The organism is Variovorax sp. 05L425, from assembly GCF_056397705.1.
Window position 1 is genome coordinate 22,198 of record NZ_JBFTNY010000024.1, and the last position, 20,561, is coordinate 42,758.

The window sequence follows — 20,561 nt, forward strand, 5'->3', positions numbered from 1 at the left end:
TCATGAAGAAGCTCATCAACGACGTCGATTCCCTGCTGTCCGAATCCCTGGACGGCTTCGCGGCCGCGCACGCAGACATCGTGGCGCTCGGCGAGACCGGCCCGTTCGTCCGGCGGCGCACGCCCAAGCCCGGCAAGGTCGCGCTGATCTCGGGGGGCGGTTCGGGGCACGAACCGCTGCACACGGGCTTCGTCGGCCACGGCATGCTCGATGCGGCCTGCCCTGGCCAGGTGTTCACCTCGCCCACGCCCGACCAGATGCTGGCCGCGGCGCAGGCCGTGGACACCGGTGCGGGCGTGCTGTTCATCGTCAAGAACTACTCCGGCGACATGATGAATTTCCAGATGGCCGCGGAGATGGTCGACTGCGACAACGAGACCGTCATCGTCAACGACGACGTGGCCGTCGAGAACTCGACCTACACCACCGGTCGGCGAGGCGTCGCGGGCACGCTGATCGTGGAGAAGATCGTCGGTGCCGCGGCCGAGCGCGGCGACAAGCTCGCTGCCCTGAAGGCGCTCGGCGATTCGGTCAACAAGGCCACCGCCTCGATGGGCGTTGCGCTCACGTCCTGCACGGTGCCGGCCGCCGGCAAGCCGACCTTCCAGATCGGGCCTGACGAGATGGAGATGGGCGTCGGCATCCACGGCGAACCCGGCCGGCGCAGGGTCAGGCTGTCATCGGCCGACGACATTGCCGCCGAACTCGGCGGCGCGATCCTCAAGGATCTTTCGCTCAAGCCCGGGCAGCAGGTGCTGCTGCTGGTCAACGGTTTTGGCGGTACGCCGCTGATGGAGCTCTACCTGATGGTGCACGCGATGCGCAAGGTGCTCGACGGCCACCAGCTCAAGGTCGCGCGCTACCTCACCGGGTCCTATGTCACTTCGCTCGAGATGGCTGGATGCTCAGTCACGGTGAGCGCGATGGACGACGCGACCCTGGCGCTCTGGGATGCGCCGGTCCACACCGCGGCGCTGCGCTGGGGCATGTGAGCAGTTCGATGATCGGGCCCGGAAACATCTTGAGCCCGTCCTCTTGTGATTTCGTCCGACGAAATAAGCTTTATTGAACAAAAACAATAGGCTCCAACGATTGGTGGCAAAACGGGCCCGGGCGTATGATCGTCGAGCAAAAACGGGACACGGCGATGCTCGACGAGGTGCGGCAGACAGAAACCATTGGAGAAAAGACCTATCAACGCCTGCGCGCGGACATCGTCAGCGGCCGGCTGGCGCCCGGGGAGCGCCTGACGCTCGACCGCATGCGCGATGCCTACGAGGTCAGCGTCGGCACGCTGCGCGAGAACCTGAATCGCCTGTCATCCGAAGGCCTGATCGTCGCCGAGGGCTCGCGCGGCTTCCAGGTCACTCCGATCTCGGCGGCCGACCTGCGCGAAGTGGCCGCCATGCGTTGCCTCCTCGAACTGCATGCCTTGCGCGAGTCCTTCGAAGCCGGGGACATGGAATGGGAAGGCAGGGTCGTCGCGGCCCATCACAAGCTCGCGTCGATGGAGCGCCGCATGAGCGTGGAGGAGCGTTCCAACGCACAGGCGTGGAAGCGCTATGACCGTGAATTCCACCGTGCGCTGATCTCGGCTTGCGGTTCGCAGGTCTTGCTCCAGACCCACTCGGTCATCTACGACCGGTATCTGCGTTATCAGATGGTCGCTGCGGTTTACCGCGGAGAAATCGCGGCCGGCGAGCACCAGCACTTGATGAGGTGCGCCCTGGAACGAGACTGGAAGGGTGCGCAGGTCACGCTGACCAGGCATGTGCAGGACTGCGTGAAGCACATGATCGACAAGCGACTGGTGACTTGAGGCGGCCTCCTGGCCCTATTCCAACTATTCCCATTGTTCGAGCAGTGCGCTCACGACATCGAGCCCGAGCGTCGCGTACATCATGAGGGCCATGGCTCCCCATACGAGGATCTGAAGGGGGAAGATAGCCGCGCGCCGGACCTTCTTCAATGCTCGCAGCAGGCCATCGTTCCTGATGGCGGGCTGCTTTTGCCGCACCGTGGATTTCACAGGCGCAGGGCCAAGCCCGCCAAGCCCGCTATCGTGCAGTTCAGGGTACATCTTCATCGGAGCGCTCCTAAAGTGCTACAAAAAATCATTCGATGAAATTAAGAGTAACACTTAATACTGAGCTTCGCCCAACTTCGGTGCCGGTTTCTGACGAAATCCGCTCGAATTAGTCAGTTTGGTGCGTTGCACAAGCGCCTGCGATACGGAATGTGAGACGCACGACCCCAGCCTGCCTGAAAATCCGCTTATTCGATTTTCAGATCAATGGCCTCCACTGAACTATCCACTCGCCAATTGCGCGCCTTCGTCGCGCTGGTCGACCTGCCCAACTTCACGCGCGCCGCCCAGGCCTGCCATCTTTCTCAACCGGCCTTCAGCATGCTTGTCCGCACGCTGGAGAGCGAAGTCGGCGCGCGGCTCTTCGACCGCAATACGCGCAGTGTCCAACTCACGCCGGAGGGCCGCGTGTTCGAAGTTTCGGCGCGGCGGCTCCTTGGCGACATCGAGCGGGCGGTCGGCAATCTGGACGACCATGTGCAGCGTCGCAAGGGACGCGTGCATGTCGCCGCCCTGCCCTCTCTGGCTGCGGGCTGGCTGCCGGCAATGTTCTCGGACTTCCACGCGCGCTGGCCTGGCATCGAACTCGTGCTGAGCGATCAGTTGTCGGATGCCTGCATCGACCTGGTGCGCGGAGGCCAGGCGGATTTCGCGCTGGCGGCGGCCGGCGGGCGCCCCGCCGACAGTTCGGAGCTGCGCATGCGCGTGCTGTGTACCGACCGCTTCCACCTGGTCTGCCGCGCCGACCACCCGCTCGCGACCGAGCCGAAGCTCACGCTGCGCAAGCTGCAACCCTGGGCCTTCATTCACATGACGCGCAACAGCAGCGTGCGGCAGGCGCTCGAAGTCGCCCTGCATCCGCTGGCGATGAACACGGTGCTCGAAGTCGAGCAATTGGCCACCGTGATGGGGATGGTCGAAGCCGGGCTCGGCATCAGCGTGGTGCCGGCCCTCACGCTCTACCAGTTCAGGCGCGAGACGATCGCGATCCGCCCGTTGCCGCTGCCGCAACTCACCCGGCGCATCTACCTCGTGCAACGGCGCGACGGCAGCCTGTCGGCCGCGGCGCAGGGACTGCACGACATGGTGGTGGCGCGGCTGGGCTCGCTATCGGTCGAATCCGCCGAAGAAAAGCCCGCGCCGCTCCATCCATCGGGCGGTCCTGGCACCTACCAGGTCACACCGTAGTCAGGGGGGATGGGACTTTCGTCAGGCGTCGTCCGACACGCGATCGGGCGCTATCGCTCGTGAAGCCCCTCTCGCGCAGGACTACAACAGTGGGTTCTTCCTCGCACTGGAGCCATTCCCGTGAATATCCCCGTGTCCTTCGGCGACACCGACGCCTACCTCTTTCGCGAAGGAACGCACTCGCGGCTGTACGAGCACCTCGGCGGGCATCTGCGCGACAACGACGCAGGCGCTTCGTTTGCGGTGTGGGCACCCAACGCAAGTTCGGTCGCGGTCATCGGCGACTGGAACCACTGGGACGGCCACGCCGAACCGCTTTCGCCGCGTCCGGACTCGACCGGCGTATGGCACGGCCATGCCGGGGGTGCGCGCCACGGGCATGCCTACAAGTACCGCATCCTCTCGAAGTCCGGGAGGGTGATCGAGAAGGCGGACCCGCTCGCATGCTTCGCGGAGGCGCCGCCGGCGACTGCGTCCAGACTCTGGTCGCTCGACTACACATGGTCTGACGCTGAATGGATGCGAACGCGTGCCGCGCGCAACAGCCTCGATGCGCCGATCTCCATCTACGAGGTGCATGCGGGCTCCTGGCGCCGTGACGACGGCCGCCCGATGGATTACCGCGCACTCGCACACGCACTGGCCGACTACGTGGTGTCCATCGGCTTCACCCACATCGAGTTGATGCCGATCACGGAACACCCGTTCTACGGCTCGTGGGGTTACCAGACGACGGGCTACTTCGCGCCCACCGCACGCTACGGGACGCCGCAGGACTTCATGTACTTCGTCGATCATCTGCACCAGCGCGGCATCGGCGTGATCCTGGATTGGGTGCCGTCGCACTTTCCGACGGATGCCCATGGTCTCGCCTCCTTCGATGGCACGCATCTGTACGAGCACGCTGATCCGCGTCAGGGCTTTCATCCGGAGTGGAACTCGGCGATCTTCAACTACGGCCGCGACGAGGTTCGCAGCTTCCTGATCTCATCGGCGCTCTTCTGGCTGGATCGCTATCACATCGACGGCCTGCGCGTCGATGCGGTGGCTTCGATGCTCTACCTCGACTATGCGCGGCAAGGCGGCGAGTGGATCCCCAATACCCGCGGCGGGCGCGAGAACCTCCAGGCGATCGGGTTCCTCCAGGAACTCAATCGTGCGGTCTACCGCGATCAGCCGGACACGTTCACGATCGCCGAGGAATCGACAGCCTGGCCACAGGTCTCGCGACCGACCGACATGGGCGGCCTCGGCTTCGGCATGAAATGGAACATGGGCTGGATGCACGACACCCTCGCCTACATGCATGAGGACCCGGTGCATCGCCGCTACCACCACCATCGACTGACCTTCTCGATGGTCTATGCCTTCAGCGAGAACTTCGTGCTACCGCTCTCGCACGACGAGGTCGTCTACGGCAAGGGTTCGCTGATCGGCAAGATGCCGGGCGATCCGTGGCGGCAGTTCGCCAACCTGCGCTCGCTGTTCGCCTACATGTGGGCGCATCCGGGGAAGAAGCTGCTGTTCATGGGCGGCGAGTTCGGGCAGCGGCGCGAGTGGACGCATGAAGGTCAGCTCGACTGGCCTTCGCTGGACGCGGCCGAGCACCGCGGCGTGCAGCACCTGGTCGGCGAATTGAACCGCCTCTATCGCACCGAGCCGGCCCTGCACGAGCTGGACTTTTCTTCGGAAGGCTTCCGGTGGCTCGAACCCAACGATCATGAGCAGAGTGTCGTGGCCTTCGTGCGGCGCTCGCGCGCGGGCGACACGGTACTCGTCGTCTGCAACTTGACACCGGTGCCGCGGCAGAACTACTGTGTGGGCGTGCCCCGGGACGGCACATGGCGGGAGATTCTCAACAGCGATGCCCGTGCGTTCGGCGGCTCGGGCTGGGGGAATCTTGGCGCCGTGCAAGCCGCGCCGATGCATTCGCACGGGCAGAAGTACGCCGTGTGCCTGACGCTGCCGCCGCTGTCCACGCTCTTTTTCAAGGTGCAGTCCGATGCCTAGCGCCCTGCTGTCGCCGCCGCAGTCACTCGAATCCGCCGAAGGGGATGGCCGGCGCCGTGCGGTCGTCGATGCGGTCATGCCCATCGTCGACGGCGGTCGTTTCGCGGTCAAGCGCGTGGCAGGCGAAAGCGTCCGCGTCACTGCGCACGTCTTCACCGACGGCCACGATGTGCCGCGCGTGATGCTTCAATGGTGGAAGGATGGCGACGACACGCGCCACGAAGTGCCCATGAAGCTGCGCTACAACGACGAGTGGCATGCCGACTTCACGCCGCCCGTACCCGGCCGCTACATCTATACGGTGGTCGCGTGGGTCGATCTCTTCGAATCATGGCGGCATGAACTGGTTCGGCGTGTCGACGCGGACGACATTCGGCTTGCCGTTCGCACCGGCGCGCTGGAGATTGCCGCGGCCGCGGGCCGGGCGAACGGCGACGACCGCCAGGCTCTTGCGAAATGGGCCCGCTCTCTCGACGAAGGCGCGACCAACGCCGGCAAGAACGCCAATGAGATCAAGGCGCTTGCGCTCGACGACGATCTGGCCGCGATCGCCTCGCGGCACCCGGATCGCAGCCTGGAGGCCCGCTTCGCGGCCGAACTGCCGCTGGTGGCCGACCGGGAGCGTGCCCGCTTCAGCACCTGGTACGAACTCTTTCCACGCTCGGCCTCGGGCATGCCGGGTGCGCACGGCACCTTCCGCGATGTCGAGGAGCGCCTGCCGCTGGTCGCGGCAATGGGCTTCGACGTTCTGTACTTCCCGCCGATCCACCCGATCGGTCGCCTGCAGCGCAAGGGCCGCAACAACACGCTCACGACCGAGACCGGCGATGTCGGCAGCCCCTGGGCCATCGGCGCCGCCGAAGGCGGGCACAAGGACATCCTGCCTGCGCTCGGCACGGCGGAAGATTTCCGTCGCCTGGTCGCGAAGGCCGCGCACATGGGCATCGACGTCGCGATGGACATCGCCTACCAGTGCGCGCCGGACCACCCCTACGTCAAGGCGCATCCGACATGGTTCCGGTGGCGGCCCGACAACACCGTCCAGTACGCGGAGAACCCGCCGAAGAAATACCAGGACATCTACCCCTTTCACTTCGAGAGTCCGGACTGGCGCGCGCTCTGGAGCGAACTGAAGTCCGTGCTGGACCACTGGATCGCGCAAGGCGTCACCGTGTTTCGCGTCGACAACCCGCACACCAAGGCCTTCGGGTTCTGGGAATGGGCGATCACGGAGGTCAAGCGCGAGCACCCCGAGGTCATCTTTCTGGCCGAGGCTTTCACGCGGCCCAAGGTGATGCATCGCCTGGCCAAGCTCGGCTTCACGCAGTCGTACACCTACTTCACCTGGCGCAACACCAAGGAAGAGTTGACCGCCTACTTCACCGAACTCGCGCAGGGACCCGGCAAGGACTACTTCCGCCCCAACGTCTGGCCCAACACGCCCGACATCCTTCACGCTGCGCTGCAGACGGGCGATGAGCCCGTGTTCAAGTCGCGCCTGGTGCTCGCGGCCACGCTTTCGGCCAACTACGGCATCTATGGCCCCGCATTCGAATTGATGGAGCACGCACCACGCGAGCCTTCGAGCGAGGAGTACCTCGATTCCGAGAAGTACCAGTTGCGCCAATGGGACTGGAGCGCAGAGAGCGGCCTGCGCCCCTTCATCGCGCGCGTCAACCGGATTCGCCGCGGCAACGTGCCCTTGCAGTCCGACGACAGCCTGCGCTTCCTGGACATCGACAACGACCAGCTCATCGCCTACATGAAGACCTCGCCGGACGGCAAGCAGATCGTCGTCACCGTGGTGAATCTCGATCCGCACAATGTGCAGACCGGCTGGGTCCACCTCGACCCGGCCCTGGTCGGCGTGGAGGGCGACCGGCCGTTCCAGATGCACGACCTGCTGAGCGACCAGCGATTCACATGGCATGGCGCGTGGCACTACATCCTGCTCGATCCGCACCGCCTGCCCGCGCACATCCTCGCGGTGCGCCACCGCGTGCGCGACGAGCGCGAGTTCGACTACTACCAATAGGGCGTCCATGAACGCACCGCTGCCGACTCTCGTCCTCGAAACCACCGAGATCGACACCTCCGGTGATCCGACCTGGTACCGCGACGCGGTGATCTATCAGCTCAATGTCAAGGCCTTCGTCGACTCGAACGGCGACGGCGTCGGCGACTTCACGGGCGTGACCAGCAAGCTCGACTACGTCAAGGACCTGGGCGTCAACACCATCTGGCTGATGCCCTTCTACCCGTCGCCCCTGCGCGACGACGGCTACGACATCGCCGAATACGACGACGTGCACCCGCAGTACGGCACGCTGCAGGATTTCCGCGAGATGCTGGAGCAGGCGCACAAGCGCGAGTTGCGGGTGATCATCGAGCTGGTCATCAACCACACGTCGAGCGAGCATCCCTGGTTCAAGACCGCGCGCGCGGCGCCGACCGGTTCGCCCGAGCGCGACTTCTACGTGTGGAGCGACACCGACACGCTCTACGCCGGCACGCGCATCATCTTCACCGACACCGAGAAGTCCAACTGGACGTGGGACCCGGTGGCCAAGGCCTACTACTGGCATCGCTTCTTCAGCCACCAGCCCGACCTCAACTTCGACAACCCGGAGGTGCTCGAAGCGGTGTTCCGCACGATGCGCTTCTGGCTGGACATGGGCGTCGACGGCTTCCGGCTCGATGCCATTCCCTACCTGATCGAGCGCGACGGAACCACCAACGAAAACCTGCCCGAGACGCACGAAGTCATCAAGAAACTGCGCGCGGCCATCGACGCGAACTACAAGGACCGCTTCCTGCTGGCCGAAGCCAACATGTGGCCCGAGGACGTGCGGGGCTATTTCGGCGAGGGCGACGAATGCCACATGTGCTATCACTTCCCGCTGATGCCGCGCATGTACATGGCCATCGCGCAGGAAGACCGCGACCCGATCGTCGAGATCATGCAGCAGACGCCCGACATCCCCGACAACTGCCAGTGGGCCATCTTCCTGCGCAACCATGACGAGCTGACGCTGGAGATGGTGACCAACCGCGAACGCGATTACATGTACACCACCTACGCGGCCGACATGCAGGCGCGCATCAACCTCGGCATCCGCCGCCGGCTCGCGCCGCTGATGGACAACGACAAGGACCGCATCAAGCTCATGAACAGCATGCTCCTGTCGATGCCGGGCTCGCCCATCATCTATTACGGCGACGAGATCGGCATGGGCGACAACGTCTTCGTCGGCGACCGCAACGGCGTGCGAACGCCGATGCAATGGAGCCCCGACCGCAATGCAGGCTTCTCGCGCGCGGACCCGCAGCGCCTGTACCTGCAGCCGATCATGGATGCGATGTACGGTTTCGAGGCCGTCAACGTCGAAGCGCAGTTGCGCGACAAGAGTTCGCTGCTGCACTGGACGCGGCGAATGCTCGCGGTGCGCAAGACCAGCCGCGCCTTCGGCCGCGGACGCCGCACCTTCCTCAAGCCCGGAAACCGCAGAATCCTCGCCTACATCAGTGAGCACGACGACGACGTGATCCTGTCGGTGTTCAACCTGTCGCGCGCCGCGCAACCTGTCGAGCTCGACCTGTCGGCCTTCAAGGGCCGGGTGCCGGTGGAGATGCTGGGCCGGACTTCGTTTCCGCCCATCGGCGAACTGCCCTATCTGCTCACCCTCTCCTCTTACGGCTTCTACTGGTTCAGGCTCGCCGACGAGGCGCCCATGCCGAGTTGGCACCAGGAAGGCGTGGCATTGCTCGACCGGCCGGTGCTGGTGCTGTTTGACGGCTGGACCAGCATGTTCAGGGACCGCGTGGTGCCCTGGCGCATCGGCTTCGCCGACCGGCTGAACCGTCAGATCGAAACGGACACGCTGCCGCCGCACATCGAGGCCCAGCGCTGGTATGCCACCAAGGGTTCGCGCATCGACCGCGCGGCGTTCCGCGATCAGGCGATCTGGCAGATCGACGGCTACAGCTGGATGCTGCCGCTGCTGGCGCTGCAAGGACCGCCCGGCGGCGCCACCTACTTCATGCCGCTGGCGCTGGCATGGGAAGACCGCGACGGCGAGCGGTTCAAGTCACTCCAGCAGGCCGCCATCGCGAAGACTCGCCAGCAGGCCAACGTCGGCGTGATGAGCGATGCATTCTTCGACGAAGCGTTCTGCCGCGAGATGGTGCGTGCCATCGTGCGGGAAACGCGGTTGCGCACCGACCACGGCCAGCTCCACTTCCGGCCCACGGCGTTGGGACGGGAATTTCCGGTCGAGGTCATCGACACCCTTCCGGTGAGCCCGCCCAGCCCGGTCAGCAGCAACACCGTGGTCACGCTGGGCGAGACCTTGTTCCTCAAGGGTTATCGGCAGCTCCGCGCGGGCGTCAATCCGGAACTCGAAATGGGCCGCTTCCTCACGGAAGAAGCCGGCTTCGTGCACGGCGTGCCGATCGCCGGCGCGCTCGAATATGTCGGCGAAGACGGCACCGTCATGACGCTCGCCCTGCTGCAGGCCTACGTGCCGAACCAGGGCGACGGTTGGGAACACACGCTCGCCTACCTCGAGCGCGTGCTGGGCGAACTGCGCGACACCGACGGCAAAGCGCCCCCCGATCCGCACGGCGCCTTCCTCGCACAGATCCGCATCCTCGGCGCCCGCACCGCCGAGCTGCACAACGCGCTGGCCAAGCGAACGGGCAACGCAGCCTTCGACCCAGTGCCGATGTCGGATGCCGATCTGCGCCGCATCCGTGAAACCGTGCGCACGGAAGCCGCCGGCACGCTCAGGCAACTGGAGGAGTCCATGCGCACAGCATTGCCCGACAGCTGCCAGGAGGATGCCGCGAGGCTTCTCGGCATGGGCAAGACGGTCGACGCCTTCGTCGACGATGTGCCGGTCGAAGGCAAGGCGGCATGGCGAACGCGATTCCACGGCGACTACCACCTCGGCCAGGTGCTGTTGACGCGAAACGACTTCGTGATCATCGATTTCGAAGGCGAACCCGCGCGGCCGATCGAGGAGCGCCGCAGCAAGCAATCGCCGCTGCGCGATGTCGCAGGCATGCTGCGCTCCTTCAACTATGCGCGCTGGAGCGCATTGCGCCGCGCAGCGCAGAACGCGGACGAACTGGTGCGCCTGGACGCCGCCGCACGGGCCTGGGAGCGCGACACGCGCGCCGCCTTCCTCGCCGGCTACCAAGAGGCCCTGGCGCCCGAGGCAGGTCCAGTCGACATGCAACTGCTGGAACTGTTCGAGCTGGAAAAAGCGTTCTACGAGCTGCGCTACGAACTGAACAACCGAATCGACTGGGTGCCCGTTCCGTTGCAGGGAATCCTGGCGCTGCTTGACCGAACGGCCGTTCGCTGACCGCGAGCACAGACACCCCCGGGAGAACGTCCATGGAAAGCCTCTCCATCCATCTCGAGCCGCTGCGCGCATTCCTGTTCCAGCTCGGCGCCTACATGCCGAGGCTGCTCTTCGCAGTGCTGGCCGTCCTCGTGGGCTGGCTGCTGGCCAAGGCGGCGCGCTTCACCGTGGTGCGCGGCCTGCGTGCGTTGAACTTCCCCGTGCTGACCGAGCGCTCGGGCATCGACGACTTTCTCCGCCAAGGCGGGATGGTCCAGGATTCGACCGTCGTTTTCGGTGCACTGGCTTACTGGCTCGTGATACTGATCTCGCTGGTCGTCGCCTTCAACGGCCTCGGGCTCACCTACGCGGCGGACGTGCTCGGGCGCGTGATGTGGTTCGTTCCCAATGTCTTCGTCGCACTGCTGATCGTGGTGTTCGGCGCGTTCTTCGCGAAATACGTCGGCGACGCGATCGGCACCTACGGCCGCAACGCCGGCATGCAGGATGCGCAGTTGCTGGGCAAGGTGGCGCAATACGCGATTCTTCTCTTCGTGGTGCTCATCGCGCTCGACCAGATCAAGGTCGGCGGCGACATCGTCCGGCAGAGCTTCCTGATCATCCTTGCCGGCGTGGTGTTCGCACTGGCACTGGCTTTCGGGCTCGCGGGCAAGGACTGGGCCGCGCGGCGCATCGAGGAATGGTGGCCGAAAGACCGGCCCCCGCCGCGCCCGGTGGTCAAGGAAGCATCCACCCGTGACTTTCCCGGCGCGACACGTCCGACCACCGCTTGGCCGCCCCGAACCGATCGTGACCGACCCCATCCGTGACGAAACGCAATCATGTTTCCCTGGGCGCAGTCTGGCCGGGGCGCCCCTACCCGCTCGGCGCGACCTGGGACGGCCAGGGCGTGAACTTCGCGATCTTCTCGAAGCACGCCGAGAAGGCCGAACTCTGTATCTTCGACGACAAGGGCCGCCATGAGCGGCAGCGCATCACCCTGCGCGAGCGCACCAACGACGTCTGGCATTGCTATCTGCCGGAGGCCCGCCCGGGCATGGCCTACGGCTACCGTATCCACGGGCGCTACAAGCCGGAGGAAGGCCATCGCTTCAACCCGCACAAGCTGCTTCTCGACCCCTACGCCAAGGACCTGATGGGGGAACTGCGCTGGAGCGATGCCCTGTACGGCTACTCGGTGGGCAGCAAGCGCCAGGATCTCTCGTTCGACCGCCGCGACAGTGCCGCCTTCATGCCCAAGAGCCGCGTGCTCGAAACCGCATTCACCTGGGGCGACGACCGCCGGCCCGAGGTGCCCTGGCAGGACATGGTGATCTACGAAATGCACGTGCGCGGCTTCACGATGCTGCACCCCGCCATTCCGGAACACCAGCGCGGCACCTACGCGGCGCTGGCATGCTCGCCGGTGATCGACTACCTGCAGCGCCTGGGCGTGACGACGATCGAACTGCTGCCGGTGCATGCTTTCATCAACGATCGCCATCTCGCCGACAAGACCCTGCAGAACTACTGGGGCTACAACACGCTGGGCTACTTCGCGCCGGAGGTGCGCTACAGCGCTTCCGGCAAGGTGAAGGAGTTCAAGACGATGGTCAAGACCCTGCACTCGGCGGGCATCGAGGTCATCCTCGACGTGGTCTACAACCACACCTGCGAGGGCAACCACCTCGGGCCCACGCTCTCGATGCGCGGCGTGGACAACATGTCCTACTACATCGCCAACGCCGGTCAGCCACGCTACTACGACGACTTCACCGGCTGCGGCAACACGGTCAACCTGGAACAGCCGCGCGCACTCCAGCTTGTCATGGATTCGCTGCGCTACTGGGCCGAGGAGATGCATGTCGACGGCTTCCGCTTCGACCTGGCATCCGCGCTCGCGCGCGAGGCGGGCAAGGTCGAGAACCTCGGCGGCTTCTTCGACGCGATCCGCCAGGACCCGACACTCAACCGCGTCAAGCTGATCGCCGAGCCCTGGGACCTCGGGCACGGCGGCTACCAGGTCGGCAACTTTCCGCCCGGCTGGGCCGAATGGAACGACCGCTACCGCGACGGCATTCGCGGCTGGTGGAAGGGCGACGCGGGCGTGGCCGGCGATGTCGCGCACCGGTTGTCGGGCTCGCAAGATCTCTACGGCTGGTCCGGCAAGGGGCCGCACGCCAGCATCAACTTCGTGACCGCGCACGACGGCTTCACGCTGCACGATCTCGTCTCCTACAACGACAAGCACAACGAGGCGAACGGCGAAGACAACCGCGACGGCAACAACAACAACCTCTCGTGGAACTGCGGCGCCGAAGGAACAACCAGCGACGCCGAAGTCCTTGAACTGCGCGAGCGCCAGAAGCGCAACTTCCTGGCGACGCTGCTGCTGTCTCAAGGCGTTCCGATGCTGCTCGCGGGCGACGAGCGCGGCAACACGCAGCAGGGCAACAACAACGCTTATTGCCAGGACAACGAACTGTCGTGGCTCGACTGGACGCCCTCGCCCGAGGCGGACTCGCTTCGCGATTTCGTCGCCGTGCTGATCCGGACGCGGCGCCTGCATCCCTCCTTTCGCAGACGCAGCTTTCTGCGCGGCCAACCCGTCGGCGATGGCGAGGCGAAGGATGTCGTCTGGGTCAAGCCCGACGGCGGGGAAATGGCGGCGGCTGACTGGGGCGAGCACGTGCGCTGCCTGGGCATGATGTTCTCGGGCACCGGCATCATCGACGTCGGGCCGCGCGGCGAGACGCAGCGCGACGACGATTTCCTGCTGCTGCTCAACGCCTATCACGAGGCGCTCCCCTTCACGCTGCCGCCGCGTCCAGGCGCAACCTGGACGCGCGTGATCGACACGGCGCGCGAGAGCGCACTGTCGGTGCTGCTCAGCGAGCCCGCCTATTCGCTGCAGAGCCGCTCACTGGCGTTGCTGCGGCGTACACGGGCTTCGACATGAAACATCGTCATTCGATGCCCTTCGGTGCCGAGATGCTGGGCGGCGACGGCGTCCGCTTCAGGATCTGGGCGCCCGACATTCCTGAGATCGTCCTCGAATGGTCCAACCGCGGAAAAGGCGAAGACTGGCGCGAAGCGCCCATGCAACGCGATGCCGCCGGCTGGCACGAACGCGTGCTGGCACAGGCCGCTGTCGGCGACCATTACCGCTATCGCCTGCCCGACGGCCTCCGTGTGCCCGACCCGGCTTCGCGCCGCAATCCGGACGACGTGCACGGCCCGAGCGAGGTGGTCGATCCGCAGGCCTACACCTGGCGCGACGACGCTTGGACCGGCCACCCGTGGCAGGAAGCCGTGATCTACGAGATGCACGTCGGCGCCTTCACGCCCGAGGGCAGCTTCGAGGCCGCTCGGCAGGGGCTTCCGGCGCTGGCCGAACTGGGCATCACCGCGATCGAGCTGATGCCGATCGCGGATTTTCCGGGGCGCCGCAACTGGGGCTACGACGGCGTCCTACCCTTCGCGCCCGACACCAGCTACGGCACGCCAGAGCAACTCAAGGCCTTCGTGGACACCGCCCACAACCTCGGACTGATGGTGCTGATCGACGTCGTCTACAACCACTTCGGACCGGAAGGCAACTACCTTCATGCCTACTGTCCGCAGTTCTTCGACGCCTCGCACCAGACGCCGTGGGGCGCGGCCATTCATTTCGACGGGCCTGACTCGCGCACGGTGCGGGACTTCTTCATACACAACGCGCTGTACTGGGTCGAGGAATATCGCTTCGACGGCCTGCGGATGGATGCGGTCCACGCCATTCGAGACAGCTCGACGCAGCCGATCGTCGAGGAGATCTGCGCGGCGCTGCACCAGGGGCCCGGCCGCTATCGGCAGGTGCACGTCGTGCTCGAGAACGACCTCAACGAAGCCCGCCGCCTCGCGCGCGATAACGATGGCAAGCCCATCGCCGCGACTGCGCAATGGAACGACGACCTGCACCATGCGGCGCATGTGCTCCTGACCGGCGAGACCGACGGCTACTACGCGGACTATGCGCAGCATCCGCTGGAGAAATTCGGGCTCGCGCTTGCGCAGGGCTTCGTCTACGCAGGCCAACCGTCGCCGTTTCGCGGAGGCGAGCCGCGCGGCGAACGTTGCGACCATCTGCCACCCTCGGCCTTCGTCTCGTTCCTGCAGACCCACGACCAGATCGGCAATCGCGCGCTGGGGGAACGTATCGACGTGCTCGCACCGCCGGACCTGCTGCGCGCGGCGCGCACCTGCGTGCTTCTATCGCCGCACACGCCGATGTTGTTCATGGGCGAGGAATACGCAGCGCGCACGCCCTTCCTCTATTTCTGCGATTTCGGACCGGAGTTGGCCGCCGCCGTGGCGGCCGGGCGGCGCGAGGAGTTCGGGCGTTTCGCGGCCTTTGCCAACGAGGCGGCGCGCCTGCAGATTCCGGACCCGAACGGCATGGAAGCGTTTGCGCGGTCCAAGCTCGACGACGACGACGACGACCGCGCGCTTCCCGTGCATGCCGAAGCGCTCACGCACACTCGCGCGCTGCTGGCAGTGCGGCGCAACGAACTTGCGCCACGCTTCGGCGATGGCACCCGCCTGGTTCAATGGTCGCTCGAAGGCGATGCGCTTCGGCTCGTCTGGTCGCTCGGCAAGGGGCGAAGCGGGAACACGAACCCGGCCTTCCTGCATCTCGTCGCGAACTTCGGCAGCGTGGATGCGCTCGTGACATGGCCGCCCGGGCGAATCATCCACATGCTCCCCGCCATGCAGGAAGCCGCGAACGACGCCCTGCTCCCGCTCGTGCCCGGCGGCGTGTGCGCGTCGATCGAGGAGTTGCGGGATGCCTGAACGCAACTTCACCGACGACGAGGTTGCGAGCATTCACCGCCTGTGCACGCGCCATGGCATTGCCACGGCGTTTGAAGACGCATTCGGCGTGCGCCACACGGTCACGACCGAAGCGCTTGCGGCGCTGCTGGTCGACGCCGGCTTCGTCGCGCGCGGGCCGCCTGCCGATTTCGCCGCTGCCGAGGCCGCTGCCGAAAGCGCGACCTGGCATCGCGCGTTGCCGTCAACGCGGGTCGTGGCTTCGGGCTCGGCGTCGTTCGTCGTGCCCGATGTGCGGCTTCCGGCTTCGACGACACGCATCGAATGGCGGTTCGTCGAAGAGCACGGCAACGTGCATGAAGGCTTCGCCGACACCAAGGATCTGCACATCACGCAGCATGCCGATCTGGACGGTGTGGCCTACGGGTGCTACGAGCTGCCGATCCCCCTGGCACTGCCGGACGGTTATCACCGGTTGATGCTCACCGGCCTGCCGGGCGAATCCCTGGTGATCTGCGCGCCTGCGCAGTGCCATCGCCCGCAGCTGCTCGAACAGGGCCGCGCCTGGGGATTCACGCTCCAGCTCTACGGACTTCGTTCCGGGCGCAATTGGGGCATCGGGGATTTCAGCGACCTGAAGGACTTCGTCGCACGGGCTGCGCATGCCGGCGCCGACTTCGTCGGGCTCAACCCGCTTCATGCACTGTTCCCGCACGATCCGGCCCGCACGAGTCCCTACAGCCCATCCTCGCGGGCACAACTCAACATCCTGTACATCGACGTCGAAGCGGTGCCGGACTTCGCCGACTGCGCCGCAGCGAGGCAAAAGGTCCGCTCGCCCGCGTTTCAGGCTCGCCTTGCAGAGCTTCGCCAAGCATCACTCGTCGACTACGCCGGTGTCGCAGCGCTCAAGCACGAGGTACTGACGATGCTCCACAGCCGCTTCGCCGAGCGCGACGATGTCGACCCGGAGGTCCAGGCTTTCGCGCGATTCCGCGAGGACGGCGGAGAGGCCTTGCGGCAGCATGCGCTGTTCGAAGCCTTGCAGGGGCACTTCCACGCAGCCGATGACAGCGTCTGGGGCTGGCCCGTCTGGCCCGAGCCCTATCGCGATCCGGCCTCGCCCGCCGTGGCGAACTTCGCAAGCGAAAACGGCGCTCGAATCGCCTACTTCGAATACCTTCAATGGCAGGCCGCCCGACAGCTCTGGGCCGTTGCGGCCCAGTGCACAGCGTCAGGCAAGGCCATCGGCCTCTACCTCGACCTGGCCGTCTCGGCCGATCGAAGCGGCTCGGACGCCTGGCGTCATCAGAAAAGCTTTGCGCAGGACGTGCGCGTTGGCGCGCCGCCGGACGCGTTCAATCTCGAAGGCCAGAACTGGGGCCTGCCGCCATTGCGGCCGGACCGCTTGCGCGAAGGACGCTACCAGCCCTTCATCGAAGCGCTGCGCGCCAACATGCACGAGGCCGGTGCCATCCGCATCGACCACGTGATGATCCTGATGCGCCTGTTCTGGATCCCCGCCGCGGGCGCGGCGCGCGACGGCGCGTACGTGAGTTATCCGGTCGATGAACTCTTCGCCATCCTCGCGCTGGAGAGCACCCGCCATCGGTGCCTCGTGATCGGCGAGGACCTCGGCACGGTGCCCGAGGCCATGCGCGACACGCTGCACCGATACGGTGTGCTTTCCTATCGCGTGCTGTATTTCGAGCAAGTCGGCGAGGGCGCGTTTCGCCCACCCGCGCACTACCCGCGCGATGCGATCGCGGCCGTCAGCACGCACGACCTCGCCACGCTCGCCGGCTGGTGGTCGGCGCACGATCTCCAGACGCGTTTCCAACTCGGCCTGATCGCCGACCCGTCGACGCTGGCCCACCAAACGCTGGAGCGCGCCCGGGCGCGCGCTCGGCTGAAAGAGGCGATGCAACAGCAGTCGCCTGAACTCGCCGCCGGCTTGGGCGGGTCGTCGGTCGAGGGGCCCTTGGATGCCGACGGTATCGCCGCGGTGCACGGCTTCCTTGCCGGAGCGCCGTCGAAGCTCATGGCGGTTCAGCTCGAAGATGCGCTGGGCAACATCGAGCAGGCAAACCTGCCCGGCACCATCGACGAGCATCCCAATTGGCGCCGCAAGTACGCGCCCACCGTCGACGCGCTCTGGCGCGAAGCCAGCGTGCAGAAAGTCTGCGCGGCGCTGTTGCAGGCCCGCCCTTTCGCCCGGGAACGCGCAGCAGTGACGTCGAAGCCCCCGTTGCGCGTGCCGCGTGCCACCTACAGGCTGCAACTGCACAGCGAGTTCACCTTCGACGACGCGGCGCGCATCGTCCCCTACCTGTCCAGGCTGGGCGTGAGCCACGTGTATTGCTCACCGATCCACCGCGCGCGGCCCGGCAGCATGCATGGCTACGACGTGGTCGCGCACGACGAGATCAATCCCGAGCTTGGCGGCATGCCCGCCTTCGAGCACTTCACACGGGTGCTCAAGCAGCACGGCATGGGGCAGTTGATCGATCTGGTCCCCAATCACATGGGCGTGCTCGGCACGGACAACCGCTGGTGGATGGACGTTCTCGAAAACGGGACGGCCTCGCCGCATGCGTGCCACTTCGACATCCAATGGGAGGGGCTGGCGCCCGGACTGACAGGCAAGGTGCTGCTGCCGGTGCTCGGCGATCACTACGGCCAGGTGCTGGAACGCGGCGAACTGCAACTGCGCTGGGAGCCGGCCGAAGGCGCGTTCGGCGTGTGCTACTTCGATCATCGCTTTCCGCTGGCGCCACAGACCTTCGCGCTCATCCTCGACCGGGCCGCGGCCCGTGCGCAAGACGCCGAGGCCGCCTCACTGCTCGCGGCCATCGCGGAGTCGTCCCGCGACCTTCCTGCCGTGAGCGGCGACGATGCCGAAGCGGTGGCCCGCCGCGCGAAGGAAAAGAAACTGCTCGGAGACCGGCTCGCCGGACTCGAGACCGAAAGCCCCGTTGCCGCGCAGGCAGTGAATGCCGCCGTACGCGCATTGAACAGCACCGACCAGCGAGAGACCTTGCACGAGTTGCTCGAAGCGCAGGCCTATCGCCTCGCCCACTGGCGCACGGCGGCGGACGAGATCAACTACCGTCGCTTCTTCGACGTGAACGAACTCGCGGCGCTGCGCACGGAGCGCGAGGAAGTCTTCGAGGCCACGCACGCCCTCGCACTGAACCTGGCGGCGCGCGGATGGGTCGACGGCCTGCGCATCGATCACCCCGATGGCTTGCTAGACCCTGCCGGCTACTTCAATCGCTTGCAGGACGGTTTCGTCGCGCGTGTCGGAACCAAGGCGCGGGGCACGGACGCACAGGGCAGGCCCGAGTGTCCGCTCTATGTCGTGGCCGAAAAAATCGCCGCGCCTCATGAAGACGTGCCCGTGTCCTGGGCCATCCACGGAACGACCGGCTACCGGTTCGCCAATCTCGCGAACGCCGTGCTCATCGACCATCGGGCGGCGGATCGCCTGTCGAGAATCTGGCGTGAATTCACCGGCATGCGCGAGCGCTACGAGGATGTGGTCTACCACGCCAAGCAGGAAGTCGCCCACGGAACGCTCTCCTCCGATCTCGAAGTCCTGGCCCACGCGTTGCTCGACATCGCGAAGGGCCACCACCGCACCCGCGACCACACGCTCAACACCCTGCGGGAAGCCATCGCCACGGTGGCCGCCTGCATGACGGTCTATCGCACCTACAACGCCCAGGAAGCCAGTGCCCAGGACCTGCGCTACGTCGACCAGGCGCTCGATGCTGCCCGCGAGCGGCTGCAGTTGCCCGACCCGTCGGTCTTCGGATTCCTGCGGGATGCGCTGCTGGGACTGCCGCCCGACGGCGTCGACTCGCCGGTGCGTGAAGCGGCCATGCGCTTCGCTCGGCGCTTTCAGCAGTTCAGCGCGCCGGTCGCGGCCAAGGGTGTGGAGGACACGGCCTTCTATCGTTACTTTCCGCTCTGTGCGGTCAACGAGGTGGGCGGCGAGCCGGACCGGATCGGCATCCCCGTCGCGGAGTTTCACGTGGCCAGCGATGACCGGCAAAAGCGCTGGCCGCACACCATGCTGGCGACCTCCACGCATGACAACAAGCGCTCCGAAGATGTTCGGCTGCGCATCGACGTGCTCTCTGAATGCCCCGGCCTCTGGCGGCTGGCCCTGCGGAAGTGGCGGACCCTGAATGCCCCGCTGCGCGGCAGCGTCACGCCGGTGCACGAGTATCTTCTCTACCAGACGCTGCTTGGCACGATGCCGGCCGCGGACGGCGACGCGACGGCGCACGACGACTACACCGCACGCATCGTCCGCTACATGCTGAAGGCGGCACGCGAAGGCAAGGCCGCGACCAGCTGGATGCGCCCGGACACCGCCTACGAGAAGGCATTGGAAAGTTTCGTTCGCGGCATCCTGGCAGCAGACCCCGCCAACGCCTTCCTTGTCGAGCTGCGCAGCGCCGTGACCGCGCTGGACCGCTACGGCGCGCTCAACGACATCAGCCTGACGCTGCTCAAGTTCAGCTCGCCGGGCGTGCCCGATATCTACCAGGGTTGTGAGCTGATCGATCGCAGCCTGGTGGACCCCGACAACCGGCGCGCCGTCGACTACGAGGAGCGCCGGCATCGCCTCGACGAACTCGAAGCGATCGCCGCGGGCGCCGACCTGGAGACCGCCGTGCGCGGCCTCGCGGAAGCCGCTGTCGACGGCCGCGCCAAGCTCTGGCTCACTTGGCGGCTGCTCGGGCTGCGAGCGCGCGAACCTGCACTCCTCGGCGAAGGCAGTTATGTGCCGCTCGAAGTCCGTGGCGCACAGGCGCACCATCTGATTGCGTTCCTGCGCGGCCACGAGAGTCTCCGCGCCGTGGTGCTCGTGGTGCGGCTCTTCGCTTCGCTGAACGAGGCCGGGCGCCCGCGCGCGCCGGGCGCGCATCCGGTGTCGCCGCCCGAAGCCTGGCGCGACACGCGAATCGTCCTGCCCGCGGACGTCGGCACGCACAGCTTCGAGGACTGCGTCACGGGCGCCCGGCACACGCTGGGCGCCGGCGAGCACGCCGTCTCGGAGCTGCTCCGTGCGTTTCCGGGCACCCTGCTCGTCGGAGGGATTTGAC

Annotated in this window: 11 protein-coding genes; 10 read left to right on the top strand and 1 reads right to left on the bottom strand. The window is 66.1% G+C overall.

Annotated elements, in window-relative coordinates:
* The first annotated feature begins 2 nt into the window (after positions 1–2).
* Together dhaK and AC1DN9_RS23665 are read left to right on the top strand one after the other, a co-directional pair.
* Positions 3–992, top strand: a complete 990-nt coding sequence (dhaK, locus tag AC1DN9_RS23660; RefSeq protein ID WP_478104120.1) for a dihydroxyacetone kinase subunit DhaK — start codon at positions 3–5, stop codon at positions 990–992.
* A gap of 125 nt (positions 993–1,117) precedes the next feature.
* Positions 1,118–1,819 carry a GntR family transcriptional regulator gene (locus AC1DN9_RS23665; protein ID WP_478104122.1) on the top strand — a complete coding sequence of 234 codons (702 nt, stop codon included), beginning with the start codon at positions 1,118–1,120 and terminating at the stop codon, positions 1,817–1,819.
* Between the two features lie 24 nt (positions 1,820–1,843).
* Here the strand turns inward: AC1DN9_RS23665 and AC1DN9_RS23670 are convergent, their stop codons facing one another.
* The gene (locus tag AC1DN9_RS23670; protein ID WP_478104123.1) at positions 1,844–2,086 is read right to left on the bottom strand and encodes a hypothetical protein; all 243 of its coding nucleotides are present in this window, start codon (positions 2,084–2,086) and stop codon (positions 1,844–1,846) included.
* A gap of 207 nt (positions 2,087–2,293) precedes the next feature.
* Here AC1DN9_RS23670 and AC1DN9_RS23675 point away from each other — a divergent pair, with 207 nt between their 5' ends.
* The 8 genes from AC1DN9_RS23675 to treY all read left to right on the top strand — a co-directional run bounded on the left by AC1DN9_RS23675 (position 2,294) and on the right by treY (position 20,560).
* Positions 2,294–3,274 (top strand): LysR family transcriptional regulator, encoded by a 981-nt coding sequence (locus AC1DN9_RS23675; RefSeq protein WP_478104125.1) that lies wholly within the window; start codon positions 2,294–2,296, stop codon positions 3,272–3,274.
* Positions 3,275–3,388: 114 nt separating this feature from the next.
* Positions 3,389–5,284: a 1,4-alpha-glucan branching protein GlgB gene (glgB, locus tag AC1DN9_RS23680; protein ID WP_478104199.1), complete on the top strand. Its 1,896-nt coding sequence runs from the start codon at positions 3,389–3,391 to the stop codon at positions 5,282–5,284.
* Complete coding sequence (locus AC1DN9_RS23685) at positions 5,277–7,319, top strand: alpha-1,4-glucan--maltose-1-phosphate maltosyltransferase (protein ID WP_478104126.1); 2,043 nt, start codon at positions 5,277–5,279, stop codon at positions 7,317–7,319. Before glgB ends, AC1DN9_RS23685 begins: the two co-directional genes overlap by 8 nt.
* A gap of 7 nt (positions 7,320–7,326) precedes the next feature.
* Positions 7,327–10,653 carry a maltose alpha-D-glucosyltransferase gene (treS, locus tag AC1DN9_RS23690; RefSeq protein WP_478104127.1) on the top strand — a complete coding sequence of 1,109 codons (3,327 nt, stop codon included), beginning with the start codon at positions 7,327–7,329 and terminating at the stop codon, positions 10,651–10,653.
* 32 nt (positions 10,654–10,685) lie between these two features.
* Positions 10,686–11,462, top strand: a complete 777-nt coding sequence (locus tag AC1DN9_RS23695; protein WP_478104129.1) for a mechanosensitive ion channel family protein — start codon at positions 10,686–10,688, stop codon at positions 11,460–11,462.
* On the top strand, positions 11,459–13,591 hold the full coding sequence (gene glgX, locus AC1DN9_RS23700; protein ID WP_478104130.1) for a glycogen debranching protein GlgX: 2,133 nt from the start codon (positions 11,459–11,461) through the stop codon (positions 13,589–13,591). Before AC1DN9_RS23695 ends, glgX begins: the two co-directional genes overlap by 4 nt.
* Complete coding sequence (treZ, locus tag AC1DN9_RS23705; RefSeq protein WP_478104131.1) at positions 13,588–15,465, top strand: malto-oligosyltrehalose trehalohydrolase; 1,878 nt, start codon at positions 13,588–13,590, stop codon at positions 15,463–15,465. The genes glgX and treZ overlap by 4 nt, the downstream gene beginning before the upstream one ends.
* Positions 15,458–20,560: a malto-oligosyltrehalose synthase gene (gene treY / locus AC1DN9_RS23710; protein ID WP_478104133.1), complete on the top strand. Its 5,103-nt coding sequence runs from the start codon at positions 15,458–15,460 to the stop codon at positions 20,558–20,560. The genes treZ and treY overlap by 8 nt, the downstream gene beginning before the upstream one ends.
* Position 20,561 lies beyond the last annotated feature (1 nt).